This window comes from Halobaculum gomorrense (genome assembly GCF_900129775.1).
Taxonomy (GTDB): Archaea; Halobacteriota; Halobacteria; order Halobacteriales; family Haloferacaceae; genus Halobaculum; species Halobaculum gomorrense.
Map to the genome: position 1 here is coordinate 168747 of NZ_FQWV01000003.1, position 15992 is coordinate 184738.

Annotated in this window: 15 protein-coding genes; 12 read left to right on the forward strand and 3 right to left on the reverse strand. The window is 71.2% G+C overall.

Annotation, left to right across the window (positions count from 1 at the left end; all coding sequences use genetic code 11):
- Nucleotide 1 precedes the first annotated feature (1 nt).
- The 8 genes from dapB (at nt 2) to BUE16_RS07090 (ending at nt 7093) form a co-directional block, all read left to right on the forward strand.
- Nucleotides 2-778: a 4-hydroxy-tetrahydrodipicolinate reductase gene (dapB, locus tag BUE16_RS07055; RefSeq protein ID WP_073307995.1), complete on the forward strand. Its 777-nt coding sequence runs from the start codon at nt 2-4 to the stop codon at nt 776-778.
- On the forward strand, nt 775-1617 hold the full coding sequence (locus tag BUE16_RS07060) for a 2,3,4,5-tetrahydropyridine-2,6-dicarboxylate N-succinyltransferase (protein WP_073307997.1): 843 nt from the start codon (nt 775-777) through the stop codon (nt 1615-1617). Before dapB ends, BUE16_RS07060 begins: the two co-directional genes overlap by 4 nt.
- Nucleotides 1614-2885 (forward strand): diaminopimelate decarboxylase, encoded by a 1272-nt coding sequence (gene lysA, locus BUE16_RS07065; RefSeq protein ID WP_073307999.1) that lies wholly within the window; start codon nt 1614-1616, stop codon nt 2883-2885. The genes BUE16_RS07060 and lysA overlap by 4 nt, the downstream gene beginning before the upstream one ends.
- Entirely contained in the window at nt 2882-3898 is a 1017-nt protein-coding gene (gene dapF / locus BUE16_RS07070) for a diaminopimelate epimerase (RefSeq protein ID WP_073308001.1), read from the forward strand. Before lysA ends, dapF begins: the two co-directional genes overlap by 4 nt.
- Nucleotides 3895-5082 (forward strand): M20 family metallopeptidase, encoded by a 1188-nt coding sequence (locus BUE16_RS07075; protein ID WP_073308003.1) that lies wholly within the window; start codon nt 3895-3897, stop codon nt 5080-5082. The genes dapF and BUE16_RS07075 overlap by 4 nt, the downstream gene beginning before the upstream one ends.
- 115 nt (nt 5083-5197) lie before the next feature.
- The gene (locus tag BUE16_RS07080; RefSeq protein ID WP_073308005.1) at nt 5198-5932 is read left to right on the forward strand and encodes an NRDE family protein; all 735 of its coding nucleotides are present in this window, start codon (nt 5198-5200) and stop codon (nt 5930-5932) included.
- Nucleotides 5933-6034: 102 nt separating this feature from the next.
- Nucleotides 6035-6388, forward strand: coding sequence for a helix-turn-helix transcriptional regulator (locus BUE16_RS07085; RefSeq protein ID WP_073308007.1), 354 nt, complete (start codon nt 6035-6037; stop codon nt 6386-6388).
- A gap of 141 nt (nt 6389-6529) precedes the next feature.
- A complete protein-coding gene (locus BUE16_RS07090) occupies nt 6530-7093 on the forward strand; it encodes a Rieske (2Fe-2S) protein (RefSeq protein WP_073308009.1) in 564 nt (187 codons plus the stop codon).
- Between the two features lie 9 nt (nt 7094-7102).
- Here BUE16_RS07090 and purB read toward each other — a convergent pair whose 3' ends face one another.
- Nucleotides 7103-8497: an adenylosuccinate lyase gene (gene purB, locus BUE16_RS07095; RefSeq protein ID WP_073308011.1), complete on the reverse strand. Its 1395-nt coding sequence runs from the start codon at nt 8495-8497 to the stop codon at nt 7103-7105.
- A gap of 178 nt (nt 8498-8675) precedes the next feature.
- Between purB and purH the strand changes: the two genes are divergently transcribed.
- Complete coding sequence (purH, locus tag BUE16_RS07100) at nt 8676-10271, forward strand: bifunctional phosphoribosylaminoimidazolecarboxamide formyltransferase/IMP cyclohydrolase (RefSeq protein WP_073308013.1); 1596 nt, start codon at nt 8676-8678, stop codon at nt 10269-10271.
- Nucleotides 10272-10346: 75 nt separating this feature from the next.
- Here the strand turns inward: purH and BUE16_RS07105 are convergent, their stop codons facing one another.
- Both BUE16_RS07105 and BUE16_RS07110 read right to left on the reverse strand, forming a co-directional pair.
- Nucleotides 10347-11594 (reverse strand): RNA-guided endonuclease InsQ/TnpB family protein, encoded by a 1248-nt coding sequence (locus BUE16_RS07105; protein WP_073308015.1) that lies wholly within the window; start codon nt 11592-11594, stop codon nt 10347-10349.
- Between the two features lie 232 nt (nt 11595-11826).
- On the reverse strand, nt 11827-11991 hold the full coding sequence (locus tag BUE16_RS07110; protein WP_073308017.1) for a DUF1059 domain-containing protein: 165 nt from the start codon (nt 11989-11991) through the stop codon (nt 11827-11829).
- A gap of 134 nt (nt 11992-12125) precedes the next feature.
- Here BUE16_RS07110 and folP point away from each other — a divergent pair, with 134 nt between their 5' ends.
- From folP to BUE16_RS07125, 3 genes are read left to right on the forward strand one after another with little or no spacing between them, the layout of a single operon-like run.
- Nucleotides 12126-14621 carry a dihydropteroate synthase gene (folP, locus tag BUE16_RS07115; protein WP_073308019.1) on the forward strand — a complete coding sequence of 832 codons (2496 nt, stop codon included), beginning with the start codon at nt 12126-12128 and terminating at the stop codon, nt 14619-14621.
- The gene (locus BUE16_RS07120) at nt 14618-15337 is read left to right on the forward strand and encodes an RNase P subunit p30 family protein (protein ID WP_073308021.1); all 720 of its coding nucleotides are present in this window, start codon (nt 14618-14620) and stop codon (nt 15335-15337) included. The genes folP and BUE16_RS07120 overlap by 4 nt, the downstream gene beginning before the upstream one ends.
- Entirely contained in the window at nt 15318-15980 is a 663-nt protein-coding gene (locus BUE16_RS07125; protein ID WP_073308023.1) for a class I SAM-dependent methyltransferase, read from the forward strand. Before BUE16_RS07120 ends, BUE16_RS07125 begins: the two co-directional genes overlap by 20 nt.
- Nucleotides 15981-15992: the final 12 nt, after the last annotated feature.

A 15992-nucleotide genomic window follows, 5' to 3' on the forward strand; every position in this document is an offset into this window, starting at 1 on the left:
CGTGAGCGACCCCGTCAGACTCGCTGTCACCGGCGCCGGCGGCCGAATGGGCCACGAGGTGATCGAGGCCGCGCGCGAGCGCGGCGACTGTGAGGTCGCGGTCGCGGTCAACCGATCGCCGGTCGACCCCGTCGCGGGCGTCGCAGTCGCGGACGCCGCCGAGTTCCCGGCCCTGCTCGCGGACGCGGAGCCGGCGGTCGACGCGCTCGTCGACTTCACCGGTCCCGGCTCCAGCGTCGAGTATGTGGCCGCCGCGACCGAGGCGGGGGTCGCCTGCGTCGTCGGCACGACCGGCTTCGACGGCGAGCAGGAGGCGGCCATCGACGCCGCCGCCGAGTCGGTCCCCGTGCTGCGGGCCTCGAACTTCTCGCGGGGGATCGCCGCGCTCAGGCGTGTGGTCTCGGAGGCGGCGGCCGCGCTCCCCGGCTACGACGTGGAGGTCACCGAGACCCATCACAGCGGGAAGGTCGACGCCCCGAGCGGCACGGCGCTCACCCTGCTCGACGACATCGAGGACGCCCGTGCGGACCTGCGCGAGCGAGTCCACGGCCGCGAGGGCGACGCCCCGCGGACTGAGAGCGAGATCGGCGTCCACGCCCGACGCGCGGGCGACATCGCCGGCGAGCACGAGGTGCTCATGGCCGGCGACGAGAACGTGCTCGAACTGACCCACCGTGCCGGCTCCCGGCGCGTGTTCGCCGCCGGCGCGCTCGATGCCGCCGCGTGGCTCGCCGGCCGCGACGCCGGCGCCTACGACTTCACAGAGGTACTCGAATGACGACACTGGAATCCGACATCGACGACCTGTGGCAGCGCTACGACGACGGACTCACCGCGGCCGACGCCGACGCCGGGGTCGGCCGGACCCTCGACGAGTTCCTCGACGCCCTGGAGGCGGGCGAGGTCCGGGCGGCCCGCAAGACCGGCGACGGCGTCGACTCGTGGGAGGCCACCGAGTGGGTCAAGCGAGGAGTTCTCCTGAACTTCGGCCTGCGCGAGACCGAGCGCCGCGAGTACGGCGGCGTCGGCTACTACGACGTGCTTCCGCTGCGCGAGACCGACGACCTCGCGGCGAGGGGCGCGCGCAACACGCCCGACGGCACCGTCCTCCGGCGCGGCGCGCACCTCGGAGACGACACGATCATGATGAGCCCGTCGTTCGTGAACATCGGCGCGTTCGTCGGCGACGGCACCCTCGTCGACTCCTGCAACACTGTCGGCTCCTGTGCGCAGATCGGCGAGGACGTGAAGCTCGGCGCGAACACGCTGATCGGCGGCGTGCTGGAGCCGGTCGAGGACGCGCCCGTGATACTCGAGGACGGCGTCTCGCTGGGCGCGGGCTGTCGCGTCACCTCCGGGTTCCGCGTCGGCGAGAACTCGATCGTCGGCGAGAACACGCTGCTCACCCCCCGAATCCCGGTGTACGACCTCGTCGAGGAGGAGGTCGTCTACGGCCACCTCCCCGAGAACCGCCGGGCGTTCACCCGGTTCGTCGAGTCGAGCGTCAGCGACCACGATCTGTTCGACGGCGGCGCGTACAAGCCCGCGGTCGTCGCCACCGACGTGGAGACGGAGACGCTGGAGGCGACGCGGCGCGAGGACGCGCTGCGCGAATGAGCGCCGAGCAGTCCGGGGAGGCCGAGAACCCCCCGATTCGCCGGCTCACCGACTGGGACACCGGGCGTCTGCGCGAGTTGGCGAGTGAACACGGCACGCCGCTGTACGTCACCGACCCCGAGCGCGTCGCCGAGAACTGCGCGCGGCTCCGGGCGGCCTTCCCGGACGCGGACGTGAAGTACGCGGTGAAGGCACACACGGGCCGGGCCGTCCTCGAGACGGTCCGCGAGGCCGGCCTCGACGCCGAGTGCGCCTCCGCCGGTGAGGTGCGCCGCGCGCTCGACGCCGGCTTCTCCGGCGACCGGGTCGACTACACCGCCGTCAATCCCCCCGCCCGAGACCTCGACGCCGTCGTCGACTGGTGGGGCGACCACCCGGACCTCACGGTCACGGTCGGGGCGCGCGACACGCTCGACCGCCTCGCCGAGCGCGGCTACGACGGCCGCGTCTGCGTCCGCGTCAACCCCGGCGTCGGCGCGGGCCACCACGAGAAGGTCCGGACGGGCGCCGCGCCGAAGTTCGGCGTCCCGTACGACCGGGCCGCGGATGTCGTCGCCGACGCCCGCGAGCAGTTCGACGTGGTCGGTCTCCACGCCCACGCGGGGTCGGGGATCCACGGCGAGGAGGACCTCGCCGCCCACCGCGACCTCGTCGCGCGGATGGGGGAGTTGGCCCGCGAGATCGGGGATGACGACATCGAGTTCGTCGACGTGGGCGGCGGCTTCGGCGTCCCGTACCGCGAGGACGACCCGGCGCTGGACATCCGTGCGGTCGCCGACGCGACCCGCGAGGCGCTGGGCGACGTGGCCGCGACGCTGGCGGTCGAACCGGGGCGCTACGTCGTCGCCGACGCGGGCGTCCTGCTCACGGAAGTGAACACGGTGAAGCCGACGCCGGAGGTCACGGTCGCGGGCGTCGACGCCGGCATGACCGACCTGCTGCGCCCGGCGATGTACGACGCCTACCACGCGATCCGGAACCTCGATCGAGAGCCGGGCGCCGACGCGTCCGCGGACACCGGTCCGGTCACGGTCGCCGGCCCCATCTGCGAGACGGGCGACACCTTCTGCGACGGCCGCGAGCTGCCGATCCCGGAGCGCGGCGACCTGCTGGCGGTCGGAAACGCCGGCGCCTACGGCTACGAGATGGCCTCGACGTACAACTCACGACCGCGCCCCGCGGAGGTGCGTCTCGCGAGTGACGTGCTGCGCGCACGCGAGACGCTCGCGGGGGTTACCCGGCTGGAGCACGGAGGGAGAGACGAATGAGCGAGTCGACGGACCCGACCGGCTCCGCCGGACCCCGCACGGTCCCGGCGGTCAAGTACCACGGCACGGGCAACGACTTCCTCGTCGTCGACGCGGCCGACGCCGACAGGCTGGTGCCTGACCGCGGCGCGTTCGCCGTCCGCCACTGCGACCGCGAGACCGGCGTCGAGGGCGGGGGCCGGACCGGCGCGGACGGCGTGCTGTTCGTGGAGGTCACCGACGACGGCGACGACGCTGGCGGCGACGCGGACGGCGTCGCCGACGCGCCAGCCGCGGCTGCCGACCGAACCGCCCGCGCGACGATGACGCTCGTCCAGCCGGACGCCTCCATCGCAGAGATGTGCGGCAACGGCGCGCGCTGCGCCGCCGCGTGGGTGCGCGAGCGAACCGGCGCGGACGTGGTCGACCTGGACACGCCCGCCGGCGTCCGCCGCGCCGAGGTCCGCGGCGGCGACGGCGGTGACGACGACGGCGACGGAACCCACGACGAGGTCACCGTCGAGGTCGAGATGGGGGAAGCGTCGTTCGCTCCCGAGGACGTGCCGCTGGCCGCCGACCGAGACGGCCCCCTCGTCAAGGAGTCGGTAGAGGGGCTCACCGTGACCGCCGTCGACACGGGCGTCCCGCACGCCGTCGCGGTCGTCGACGACGTGGACGCGGTCGACCTGGAGGCGGTCGCGCCGCCCGTCCGCCACGCGGACGCCTTCCCGGAGGGGACGAACGTCACTCTCGCCGAGCGGACCGGCGACGGTGCCTTCGCCCAGCGGACGTTCGAGCGCGGCGTCGAGGGCGAGACGCTCGCGTGCGGCACCGGCGCCGTCGCGGTCGGCGCGGTCGCGCGCCGCCTCGGCGTCACCGACCGGACTGACCTCGCCGTCTCGCCGCCGGGCGGCACCCTCCGGATCACCGTTCCCGAGGACGCGCCGGCGACGCTCACCGGCCCGGCCGCTTGGGAGTTCGACGTTGATCTTGCCGTTCCGACGACGGAGCGGGACCGAGAGGAGCGGGAATGAGCGACGACTCCGGAACGTCGACAGCGTCGCCGGCGTCACCGACGGCCTTCGATCCGGTCGCGTTCCTCGCCGACGTGGTGCCCGTCGAATCGCACGAGTCCGTCGACGAGATGCGTGACTACCTCCTCGAGACGCTCGCCGAACACGGCGTCGACGCCCGTGTCGACGGCGCGGGGAACGTCCGCGCGACCCGGGCGTCGCCGGCGCCCGGCGACGGCCCGCACCTCGTGCTCAACACGCACATCGATACCGTGCCGCCGCACGTCGACTTCGAGCGCGGAACGGACGAGAGCGGTCGCGAGGTGTTCTGCGGCCGTGGGTCCTGTGACGCGAAGGGACCGCTCGCCGCGCTGCTTGCGGGATTTCTTTCGGTCGACCCGGCCCGCGGGCGGGTCACGCTCGCGGTCACGCCCGACGAGGAGACGCTGTCGACCGGCGCGGACGCGCTCGTGCGCGGTCGTGACGCCGACCACCCGGACGGCCCGGTCGAGCCGGTCGAGGGCGATTTCTTCCTTGTGGGCGAGCCGACCGACTGCGACGCCTGCGTCGCCGCCCGCGGGCGCTTCGAGGGGACGCTGACGCTGTCGGGGGCGGCGGCGCACGCCGCGGAGCCCGATTCGGGCGTCAACGCCGTCGCCGCGCTGGAGGACGCCCTCGCGGCGATCCGGGCGTTCGACGCCGAGACGCACCCGATGCTCGGAGGACCGACGCTCGTGGCGACGGGCGTCGACGGCGGCGAGGCGACCAATCAGGTGCCCGCGGAGGCGACCATGATGCTTGACCGCCGCTCGGTGCCGCCGGAGACGGCAGAGGAGTTCCGGTCCACGCTGGAGGCGGCCGTTCGCGAGGCCGTCACCGACGAAGTGGGCGTCGAGTTCGCGCTGACCGACCGCCCGACGCCGTTCCTCGAAGCGTTCGACACCGACCCCGACCACGCGCTCGTGACGGCCGTCGCCGACGCGGCGCGGTCGGTCGGCGGCGACGCGGACGGCGAGGTCCGCCCGTTCGGCGCGGCGACGGAGGCGTCCTACTTCGCGCCCGCGCCGACGGTCGTGTTCGGGCCGGGGAACCTGGCGGACGACGCCGGCGCGGTCGCCCACAGCGAGCGCGAGTACGTCCGCGTCGACCGCGTCCGCGACGCCGCTGAGGCGGTGCGCCGGGCGCTCGACTCGCTGATCGGCTAGGCGGCCCGGGCGTGGGGATCCGCCCGGCTGACCGCCGTCTCTGTCACTCTCCGACCGCTATCTCTGTCACTCTCCGACCGCCGTCGCTTTGTCCGTCGGGTCGGTAGCCGACGCCATGTGTACGCTGACGCTGGCCTGGCGGGTGTTCGACGAGGCGCCGGTCGCGGTGGCGGCCAACCGCGACGAGTCGTACGGTCGGCCCTCGGAGCCGCCCGCAGACCGGGGCGGCGGCGTGATCGCCCCCCGGGACGCCCGCGCCGGCGGCACCTGGATGGGCGTCACGCGCGCCGGCCTGTTCGTCGGTATCACGAACCGGTGGGTCGATGGACTCGCGGGCGAGCGCTCCCGAGGGCTCCTCGTCGACGACTGTCTGCGCGCCGAGTCGGCCGAAGCCGCCGCCCGCCACGTCGCGGAGTCCTGCCGCGACCACGAGTACGACGGCTTCAACCTCGTGCTCGCGGACGCCGACGCCGCGGTCCTGCTGGAGTGGGACGGCTACCTCGCGGTGAGGGAGTTCCGTCCGGGGGTCCACGTCGTCGGCAACACCGGCTACGACGGGCAGTATTTCGAGCCCGCGGCCCGGCCCGCCGCGGGCCCCGAGGAGGCGCGAAACGCGACGCGGCTCCGCAGAGAACTCGCGCCGGAGCCGGGGGAGGTCGCGGACGACTGGCTCGGCCGGGCCGGCGCGGCGCTCGGCGATCACGAGTTCGGCGTGTGCGTCCACGGGGACGGGTACGGGACCGTCTCCTCGACGTTGATCCGACTCGGGACCGACGGCGACATCCGCTACGACCACGCCGACGGGCCGCCCTGCGAGGCGCCGTTCGAGCCGGTGGCGGTCGACGGGTGACTCTGCGCATCCATCCCGACAGGGGTCACGACGCGCTCGCGACGGGTCGCCGCACGGAATAAAAGGGAAAGGGTAAACGGGGGCGCCGTCGTTGGGGCGTGTATGAGCGCCTCCGACGCCGAAGCGAGCCTCGCCGAGGACGAGCTCGCCGGCCTCGAACTCGTCCGCGAGACCGGCGGTATCCATCAGTCCGACTTCTGGAAGGAGCTGGATGTCTCATCGCGCAAGGGGAGTCGAATCGCCGAGAAGCTGGAAGACCTCGGCCTCATCGAGCGCGAAGACGCCGTCTACAACGGTCACAACACGTACTTCCTGGCGCCGACCGCGAAGGACCTCGACTTCGCGCTGTTGATGGCCGGCGACATGCTCTCGCCGTTCATCGGCGAGGAGGAGATCGATCCCAACTCCGACGCGTTCACGCAGTGGCTGATGAACCTCGCGTACGAGGAGTACTGAGCCGAGTCTCCGTCCACCGCTCTCGCCCCGCTCACCGTTTCTCGCGTCCGGACACCCCGTCAGCAGCAACCGCAGCGACACGTCGCCGTCCCCGCCGGGAGCGACACGCATATCCGCGGCGTGCAGCTACGGTCGCCAGAGATGAACGACCCCGTACACGTGACCGTCGAGTCCGACGACGAGGCGACACGCGAGAGGATCTTCGATTCGGAGGGAGAAGTCGAGGCCGGCGACGCGACGTTCCGGTTCAGCGTCGGCGGCGCGGGCGACTCGGACGGCGACAGCGACCGGGGCGAGGACGCCGGGGACGACGACGAGCCTGAAGAGAGGGACGGGGACCCGCTGTTCGTCGCGCCGCTCTCGGACGTGCCGACCGACTCCACGATCCGCCGGACGGCGATGCGGCCGGACGGCCGTCGCGGCGTCGGGTTCATTCTCCGGCGCGGCGCCGAATCGGGCGAGGTGTTCGCGTGGCGCAACTCCTGCCCGCACCGGCCCGAGGTGCCGCTGGATCCCGGCCGCGGCGCCCGGGTCGACGGCGGCGAGATCGTCTGTCACGAGCACGGCGCGCGCTTCGAGTGCGGCGACGGGCTGTGCACCTGGGGCCCGTGCGTCGGCGAGGAACTCGACCCCGTCGGCGTCGAGGTCCGCGACGGCGACGTGTACCTCGACGACGAGCGGTTCGCCTCGGTCCGGCCGCGCTGAGGGTGCGTGCTACGCCGCGTCGTCCAGCTCGTCGACGAGGTCGCCGCCGTAGCCGACGTACGTCGCTGGCGTCAGCGCGTGCAGTTCCTCGCGCACGGACTTGTCCACGTCGAGGTCGTCGAACAGGTCGCGGAAGTCCGCGAGTGTGACGCGCGTGCCGCGGGTGAGCTCCTTCACGCGCTCGTAGGCGTCGGTGTCGCCCTCGCGCCGGAGGATCGTCTGGACGGCCTCGCCGATGACTTCGGGAGTCGCCTCCAGTTCCTCGCGCATCACCCGCTCATTCGGGACGACTTTCCCGAGGCCGGCGGCAGTCTTCGAGTAGCCGATGAGGCAGTGCGCGAAGGCGGCGCCGATATTCCGTTTGACCGTCGAATCCGAGAGGTCGCGCTGGAGCCGCGAGGTGGTGACGTAGTCCGCGAGGAAGGTGAGGTCCGCGTTCGCCTTCGAGAGGTTGCCCTCACTGTTCTCGAAGTCGATGGGGTTCACCTTGTGCGGCATCGTCGACGACCCGGTCTCGCCCGTCGCGGCCTCCTGGCCGAGGTAACGGTCCGAGACGTACAGCCACACGTCCCGGTCGAAATCGAGGATGACGTTGTTGACGCCGCGGAGCGCGTCGAACAGCGCCGCGAGGTCGTCGCAGGGGTTCACCTGCGTCGTCAACGCGGTATGCTCCAGCCCGAGCGAGGTCACGAACTCGCGGGAGAATCCCCCCCAGTCAACGTCGGGGTAGGCGGCGCGGTGGGCGGCGTAGGTGCCCGAGGCGCCCGCGAGCTTTCCGGAGAGCTCGTCGGCGGCGGCCTCGACGCGCCCGAGCGCCGTTCCGAGGCGGGCGGCGTAGACGGCCAGTTCCTTCCCCCACGTCGTCGGCGTCGCGGGCTGGCCGTGGGTGCGGGCGAGCATCGGCACGTCGCGGTGCTCGCGGGCCTCCGCGGCGAGCGTGTCGCGGAGGTCCCGCAGGTCCGGCACGAGCACGTCCTCGACAGCCGGCCTGACGAGCAGGCGCTGGGCGAGGTTGTTCACGTCCTCGCTGGTCAGCCCGAAGTGGATCCACGGGTGGAGGCGCTCGGGCGTCTCCGTGCGCAGGAAGTACTCGACGGCCTTCACGTCGTGGTTGGTGGCGGAGTATCCCTCGGCGCCCTCTGTCTCCAGCCGCTTGACGAGGCGGGCGTCCGCGGCCGAGAAGTCGTCGACGACGGCGCGAAGGTCGGCGCGCTCCGCGTCGGAGAGCGTCAGGTCGACCCCGGGCTCGTCGGCGAGCGCGAGCAGGTACTCGACTTCGACCTCGACGCGTGCGCCGACCAGGCCGGCCTCACTGGCGTACGGGACCAGCGACGCGGTCCGCCCAGCGTACCGCCCGTCGAGCGGCGAGACGGCTGCGAGGGGATCCTCGCGGGAGATGTCCATGTCCGGCGGTCCACTCGCGCGCGGCAAAGCGGTTTCGGTTGCTCACCGCGCGAATAACCATGGCCGTGCATACGACTGCGCGATGAGTCCGCTATCAGCGCTGTTTCGATCCGGACATGTGCATACACCCGACGCACAGACCGCAACGCTCTTTCCGCCGGCGGGGGAGCGTCTGACCATGAAGATCGCGGGCATGGCGAGCAATCGCGGGCGCAACCTTCGGAACATCGCGGACCGAGCGCCTGGCGGCGCCGAGGTGTCGGTCGTCCTGACGAACGACGCGGACGCGCCGGTGCTGGACGCGATGGCCAAGCGCGGCGTGACGACGGAGGTTGTCGAGCGCGCGGACGGCGAGGAGCGGGCGCACCACGAGGAACGCGTCCTCGACGCGCTCGCCGACCACGAGTTCGACATCGTCTGCCTCGACGGCTATATGCGCGTGCTGACGGACACCTTCCTCGACGCCGCGCCGACGACGCTGAACGTCCACCCGTCGCTGCTCCCGTCGTTCGCCGGCAACGATGTGCACGAGCGGGTGCTCGACGCGGGCGTGCGCCAGACCGGTTGTACCGTCCACGTTGCCACCGAGGAGGTCGACGGCGGCCCGATCGTCACGCAGGAGGCGGTGCCCGTCTACGAGGGCGACGACGCCGCCGACCTGAAGGAGCGCGTGCTGTACGAGGCGGAGTTCGCGGCGTACCCCCGCGCGGTGAAGTGGTTCGCCGAGGGCCGTGTGACGGTCGACCTCGACGCTCACGAGGTCCACGTCGACGGCGACGACGCCGGCGACGGACGCTTCCCGGCCCGACAGACGATCAGCGAGGACCGCGTCCGGGAACTTCGCTACGGCGAGAACCCCCACCAGGACGCGGCGCTGTACGCCGACACAACCTGCGGGGAGGCGAACGTCGTCGCGGCAGATCAGCTCAACGAGGGCGCCAAGCGGCTCTCGTACAACAACTACAACGACGCTGACGGCGCGCTGAATTTGGTGAAAGAGTTCGACGAGCCCGCCGCGGCCGTCATCAAGCACACCAACCCCGCCGGCTGCGCCACGGCTGAAACGCTCGCTGAGGCGTACGCCGACGCGCTCGCGACGGACGCGAAGTCGGCCTTTGGCGGCATCGTCGCGCTCAACCGCGAGTGCGACGCCGAGACCGCAGAGCAGATCGTCGACTCGTTCAAGGAGGTCGTCGTCGCTCCCGGCTACGCTGACGACGCGCTGGACGTGCTCTTCGAGAAAGACAACCTCCGGGTGCTGGACGTGGGCGACGAGGCGTCCTTCGGCGAGCGCACGGAGACGCTGACCGAGAAGCCCATCGTCGGCGGCAGGTTGGTCCAGGAGCGCGACCTGCAGGCGCCCGAGCGCGACGACCTGGAGGTCGTCACCGAGCGGGCTCCCACCGACGACGAGGTGGAGACGATGCTGTTCGCGTGGCGCGTGATGAAGCACGTGAAGTCCAACGGCATCCTGTTCGCCTCCGCCACCGAGACGGTCGGCGTCGGAATGGGACAGGTGAGCCGCGTCGACGCGGTCACACTCGCGGCAATGAAGGCCGAGAAGGACGCCGAGGGTAAGTCCGCCGAGGGCGCCGTGATGGCCTCGGATGCGTTCTTCCCCTTCCCGGATGCCATCGAGGAGGCCGCCGACGCCGGCATCGACGCGGTGATCCAGCCGGGTGGCTCCGTCAACGACGACGACGTGATCGCGGCCGCCGACGAGCACGACATGGCGATGGTGTTCACCGGCGACCGCGCGTTCCGTCACGAGTAAACTACCCTACCCTACTCCCTCTGCGCTCCGCGCCTCGGTCCTTGAGGGTAGGGCTTTGATGTGGACTCCCGGCAATCAGTCGCCAGCAATAGGTTGGTGACTCTTGCCGTTCAACGTCCCACCATTCACACGCAGGTTTACTTCTGCGTCTCTGTCCCCCGACTTAGGCGAGGAACGGAGTCTGTGGATTCGCTTTCGAGCGTACCGTAGCCCGATGTTCTTCGCGCCGTTGTAGTCCGCGTTCACCTCGTATCCGCACTTCTGGCACTCGAAGTGTTCGCCGCGGCGGTTGTCGGGGTGTGTGAACCCGCAGTCCGTCCGAGAACAGCGTTGGGACGTGTGGTTCGGTTCGACTTGCTCCACAGTGACGCCCTTCTCGGGGGCCTTGTAGGAGACGTACTCGAACAGGCGTCGGAACGCCCAGACGTGGTGCCACTTCGCGTGTGGAAGCCGCTCGCGGATGTCGGTCAAGTCCTCGAACGCGATTACGTCGCAGTTGTGTTCGACGGCTTCCGAGATGAGTTCGTTGGCGACGGTGTGGATGTACTGTTTGCGCCATGCTTCTTCGCGCTTCCCGAGGCGAAGCACGGCGTTGTGCGCGGCCTGCGTGCCGCGCTGTTGCATCTCTCTCCGTCGCTTCTCGAACTCGCGGCACCAGTGGTCGTAGTCGTCTCCCTGCCAGAACGTGCCGGTTGAGGAGACGGCGAGGCTGTTGACGCCGAGGTCGATACCGAGGACCGTTTGGTCGGGGTGCCCGGTATCTGCCGGAACCTCTGCGTCGCCGTCTGTCCGCCGAGTCGAGATGTGGAGGTAGAACTCGTCGTCTACCGGGTCGTACCGAAGCGTACTCTCGCGGAACTCGTAATCCTCGGAGAGAACGTACTGCTCGTAGGGCGTCGGGCTGTCTGCCGGGAGAACGAACGACGGTTCAACCCGGCCCTCGACAGTTGCCAGCGACACCTTGTTTCGGTAGAAGGTCGCGCTTCGCGTGTCGTAGTCCATCGTTTCGGCGGTGAACGTCGGGCAAGAGACGCGCTGTCCCTTCTTCCAGCGTTCGACACACCCTTTGACGGCTTCGACGGCGCGTTTGATGGCGGCTTGGACGAGTTGTGCCTGTAGGTCCGTCTCCTCTCGAAGTGCCGAGTAGAGCGCGTCACGAACCTGCCGTTTGTTGGTCTTGCACTCGGTGAACGACGTGTCCGACCAACAGTAGTCGGCGGTTCGGTTCGCGCAGTACAGGTATTGGTCGGCAGTTCGGTGGAGTGCATCGCGTTGCTCGTCGGAAACGGCGAGTTTCACGACGGCGGTTCGACGCACATCCATACTTCAGAGAGGATTCGGGGGTACTTATACGCTCGGGAGTCGGTCGGTCGGAGTATGACGGTTGTGTCGTACCATGTCGGTTTCCTCTCCGGCCTACTCGCTCCCTTCGCTACGCTTCGGTCGCTCCTTGAGGCCGGAGGCTCCAGCTTGAATCACGCTGAACGGTCGGCGTGACCACCTCGAGAAGTCGGTTCGCCCCGGCGCTGGCTCCGGATCGGCGACGCTCCCCGACTCACGCCGGCTTGATCAGGTCGCGGATATCGTTCTTTTCCATCTCCACGTCGTGCTGGTGCTCGCCGTGCAGGGTGACCATCTCGACGAGTTCGTCCTCGGACTCCGACTGCACGACGAACGAACAGTCCATCCCCGCGTCAGCACAGACGATCTGTTTTGTCATGGTGTGTGCACCGACTGCTCGAACGCACACTCCGGTGTTTGTTATACAGGGCACGATCTCGGTAGGGTCGCCGTACGCAACGGCGCCCCGCTCGCTCCGTTAGCCATAAGCGCGCGCCGCGAATCCGTGCGCGTATGCGCTACTACGAGGCGGCGAACTTCCTCTTCGACCTCCGGCGCTTTAAGGTCAAGCCGGGCACCGAGTCGGTGCGTGACCTGTTGGCCCACCTCGGCGACCCACACGAGGGGACCGATTTCGTTCAGGTCGCGGGGTCGAACGGGAAGGGGAGCGTCGCTCGGATGGTGGAGTCCGTCCTCCGGGAGGACGGCCGCCGCGTCGGGCTCTACACTTCGCCGCACTTCGAGGATGTCCGCGAGCGCGTGCGCGTGGACGGCCGGTCGATCCCGAAGGCGGAAGTCGCAGCGTTCGTCGAGGCGGCAAAGCCGTGGCTGGTGGAGCGGGCGGCCGACGGCGAGCCGCTCACCTTCTTCGAGACCGTCACCGCGCTGGCGCTGTGGCGGTTCGACCGCGCGGACGTGGACGTGGCGGTGCTGGAGGTCGGGATGGGCGGGGAGTTCGACGCCACGAGCGTCGTCGACCCCGTCGCCGCCGCGGTGACGAACGTCTCGCTGGAGCACACGGCCGTCCTCGGCGACACGGTCGAGGAGATCGCGCGCACGAAAGCGAAGGTCGCGCCCGCCGGCGGCCCGCTCGTCACGGCGACCGACGGTGACGCGCTCGCGACGGTCCGGGAGGTCGCCGGCGACCGGGGCGCAGACGTGATCACCGTCTCGGGACCGACCGGCGGTCCCGACCCCGGCGACGCCGACCTGACCGCGACGTACGAGGGTGCGGTGAGCCCGCAGGAGTCGCGGGTCGCGCTGGTCGGCGGCGGCTGGGCCGTCGAGACCCGGATCCCGCTGCTCGGGGCCTACCAGGCGACGAACGTGGGCGTCGCCGCCGGGCTCGCGCGGGCGGTCGGCGTCGACGACGGCGCGACGCTCGCGCGCGGCCTCCGGGGCGCACACTGGCCCGGCCGCTTCGAGGTGATGGAGTCGGCGCCGCTCGTCGTCCTCGACGGCGCGCACAACCCCGCCGCCTGCGAGACGCTCGGGGAGACGCTCTCGGAACTCGACTACGACGACCTGCACCTCGTGTTCGGCGCGATGCACGACAAGGACCACGGCGAGATGGCCGCGGCCCTCCCGCCGCCGGCGACCGTCCGCACGTGCGCACCGGCGCTAGACCGCGCGGAGGACCCTGCGGTGCTCACGCGCGTGTTCCAGCGGGAGACCGACGCCGACGTGACCGCGGTCGACTCGGTCGACGACGCCCTCGCCGCCGCGCGCGAGTCGGCAGACGCCGGCGACTGCGTGCTGCTCACTGGGTCGCTGTTTTGCGTCGCAGAGGCGCGAACGAGGTGGACCCGGCGGGTCGTCCGGAAGGACCTCACCGACGGGGCGGACGCTCGCGGGACGCTCGCGGAGGCGAACGTCCCGGCCGCGGAGGCGGACCCGGTCGTCCGCGAGAGCGTCCACGAGACGGTGAAGACGCGCGTCTCGGAGACGCAGGCCGTGACGCTGCGTCGGGAGGCCGCCCGCGCGGGCGTCGCCTGCGGCGTCAGCGGCGTCGATGGGGGAGAACTCTCGGCGGTCGTGCTCTCGGGGTCGCGCGCCGCATTCGCCGAGCTGACCGACGCGCTCGCCGATCTCGGCGACGGGCTCTCGGGCGTGGCGGACGACCTCTGCGAGGCGGTCGAACCGGCGGCCGCGGCACCCGGCGACGACGACGACCGCTATCCGTGGGCGGACCGAACCGCCGTGATGGGCATCCTGAACGTAACCCCGGACTCGTTCCACGACGGCGGAGACTTCTTCGACGAGGGCGACGCGCTCGCGCGGGCGGAGGCGCTCGTCGACGCCGGGGTCGACATCATCGACGTGGGCGGGGAGTCGACCCGGCCGGGCGCCGAGCCGGTGCCGGTCGAGGAGGAGATCGCCCGCATCGAACCGGTGATCGAGGCGATCGTGGGCGTCGACGCGCTGGTTTCGGTGGACACGCGCAAGGCCGCCGTCGCGTCGGCGGCACTGGACGCGGGCGCGGACATCCTCAACGACGTGACTGGGCTCGAAGACCCCGAGATGCGCGCGCTCGCCGCCGAGCGCGACGTTCCGGTGATCGTGATGCACAGCATCGACGCGCCAGTCGACCCCGAGAACGATCCCGACTACGACGGCGTGGTCGAGGACGTGATCGCGGCGCTGAGTGAGCGCCTGCTGCTCGCGGAGAAGGCGGGCATCCCCCGCGAGAACGTCGTCGTCGACCCGGGGATCGGCTTCGGCAAGTCGCCCCGCGAGAACTTCGAGATCCTCGGGCGCCTCGGGGAGTTCGACGCGCTCGGGTGCCCGATTCTGTTCGGCCACTCGCACAAGCGGATGTTCGAGCTCACGGGCGAAACCGCCGGCGACGCGCCGCACGGAACCGTCGCGGCGACGGCGCTGGCGGCGGCCAACGGCGCCGACATCGTCCGCGTCCACGACGCCGCCGAGAACGTCGCGGCGGTCCGCGTTGCGCGGGCGGCCGCCGACCCGGGGGGGTTCGACGCCGGCGGCTCGGGTGAGGACGCGTGACCGCGACCCACCCGGGACCGTACGAGGCCGCGTACGCGCACCCGGACGGCGACGCGACCGCGGCGCGGCTCGCTCAAACGGCCCGGCGGTACGGCTACGACGGGCTCGTGATCCGCACGCGCGAGGCCGACGTCGACGCCGGGGCGCTCCGCGAGCGCTACGACGTGGACGTGGTCCCGGCCGTCGAGGTCGTCGCTGGGGAGCCGTCCTCGGCCAGCGGCGCGGTCGGCAACTTCCGGCCGGACTTCCCGCTGGTGCTCGTGCGCGGCGGCACGGACGCGCTCAACCGCTTCGCCGTCGAGCAGGACCGAATCGACGTGCTCGCCGCGCCGCTGTCGGGCGAGGGCGGGTTCAACCACGTGCTCGCGAAGGCGGCGGCGACCCATGGGACGCGCGTGGAGTTCGATCTGGGCTCGGCGCTGCGGGAGTCAGGCGGACAGCGGGTGCGCGCGCTCAAGGGGCTGCGGAAGCTCCGCGAGATCGTCGGCTACTACGACGCGCCGTACGTAGTGAGCGCGCGTCCAACCTCCCATCTGGAGCTGCGGTCGCCGCGGGAACTCGTCGCCGTGGGGTCGCAATTGGGGTTCGAGGAGGCGTGGCTGCGCGCGGGGCTGGCAGAGTGGGGGCGGCTCGCGGCGCGCAACCGTCGGCGGCGCTCCGCGGAGTTCATTTCCCCGGGGGTCCGAGTGGACCGGTGTGAAGAAGACGATCGCTGAACACGCGGCGCGGTTCTCCGAGGCCGCCGCCGACTACGACGACGATCAGAACAGCCGGGAGTACGAGGCGTGCGCCGGACTGGTCATCCGGCGTGCGGCGCCCGCCGGGAGCGATACGGTGCTGGACCTCGGCACCGGCACCGGTGCGATCGCGCTGGCGCTGGCCGAGGACGCCGGACGTGTCGTCGGCCGTGACGTGAGCGAGGCGATGCTCGAACAGGCCGAGTCGAAGGCAGCCGATCGGGGCGTCGAGAACGTGGAGTTCGGCTACGGCGAGTTCCGCGCGCCCGAGTACGACGGCGACGCGCAGATCGTCACCTCGAACTTCGCGCTGCACCACCTCGCGGACGAGGAGAAGCGCGAGGCGATCGAGACGTGGGCGGGCCTCGACGGCGGGACGACGCCCAGCCGGACGGACGCGGTGGGACCGCGGCGGATCGTGCTGGGCGACGTGATGTTCTTCGGCGAGCCCGACCCCGAGGAGCCGTTCTACAGCCCCGAGGTCGACGACCCGGCGACCGTCGGGACGCTGGTCGACTACGTCACCGACGCCGGCTACGCCGTGACACAGGTGGACCGCGTCCACGACCAGGTGGGCGTGATCACCGCCGAGCGCGTCGTCTCCGGCGGTCGGGAGTCGTGACCGAACGGACCG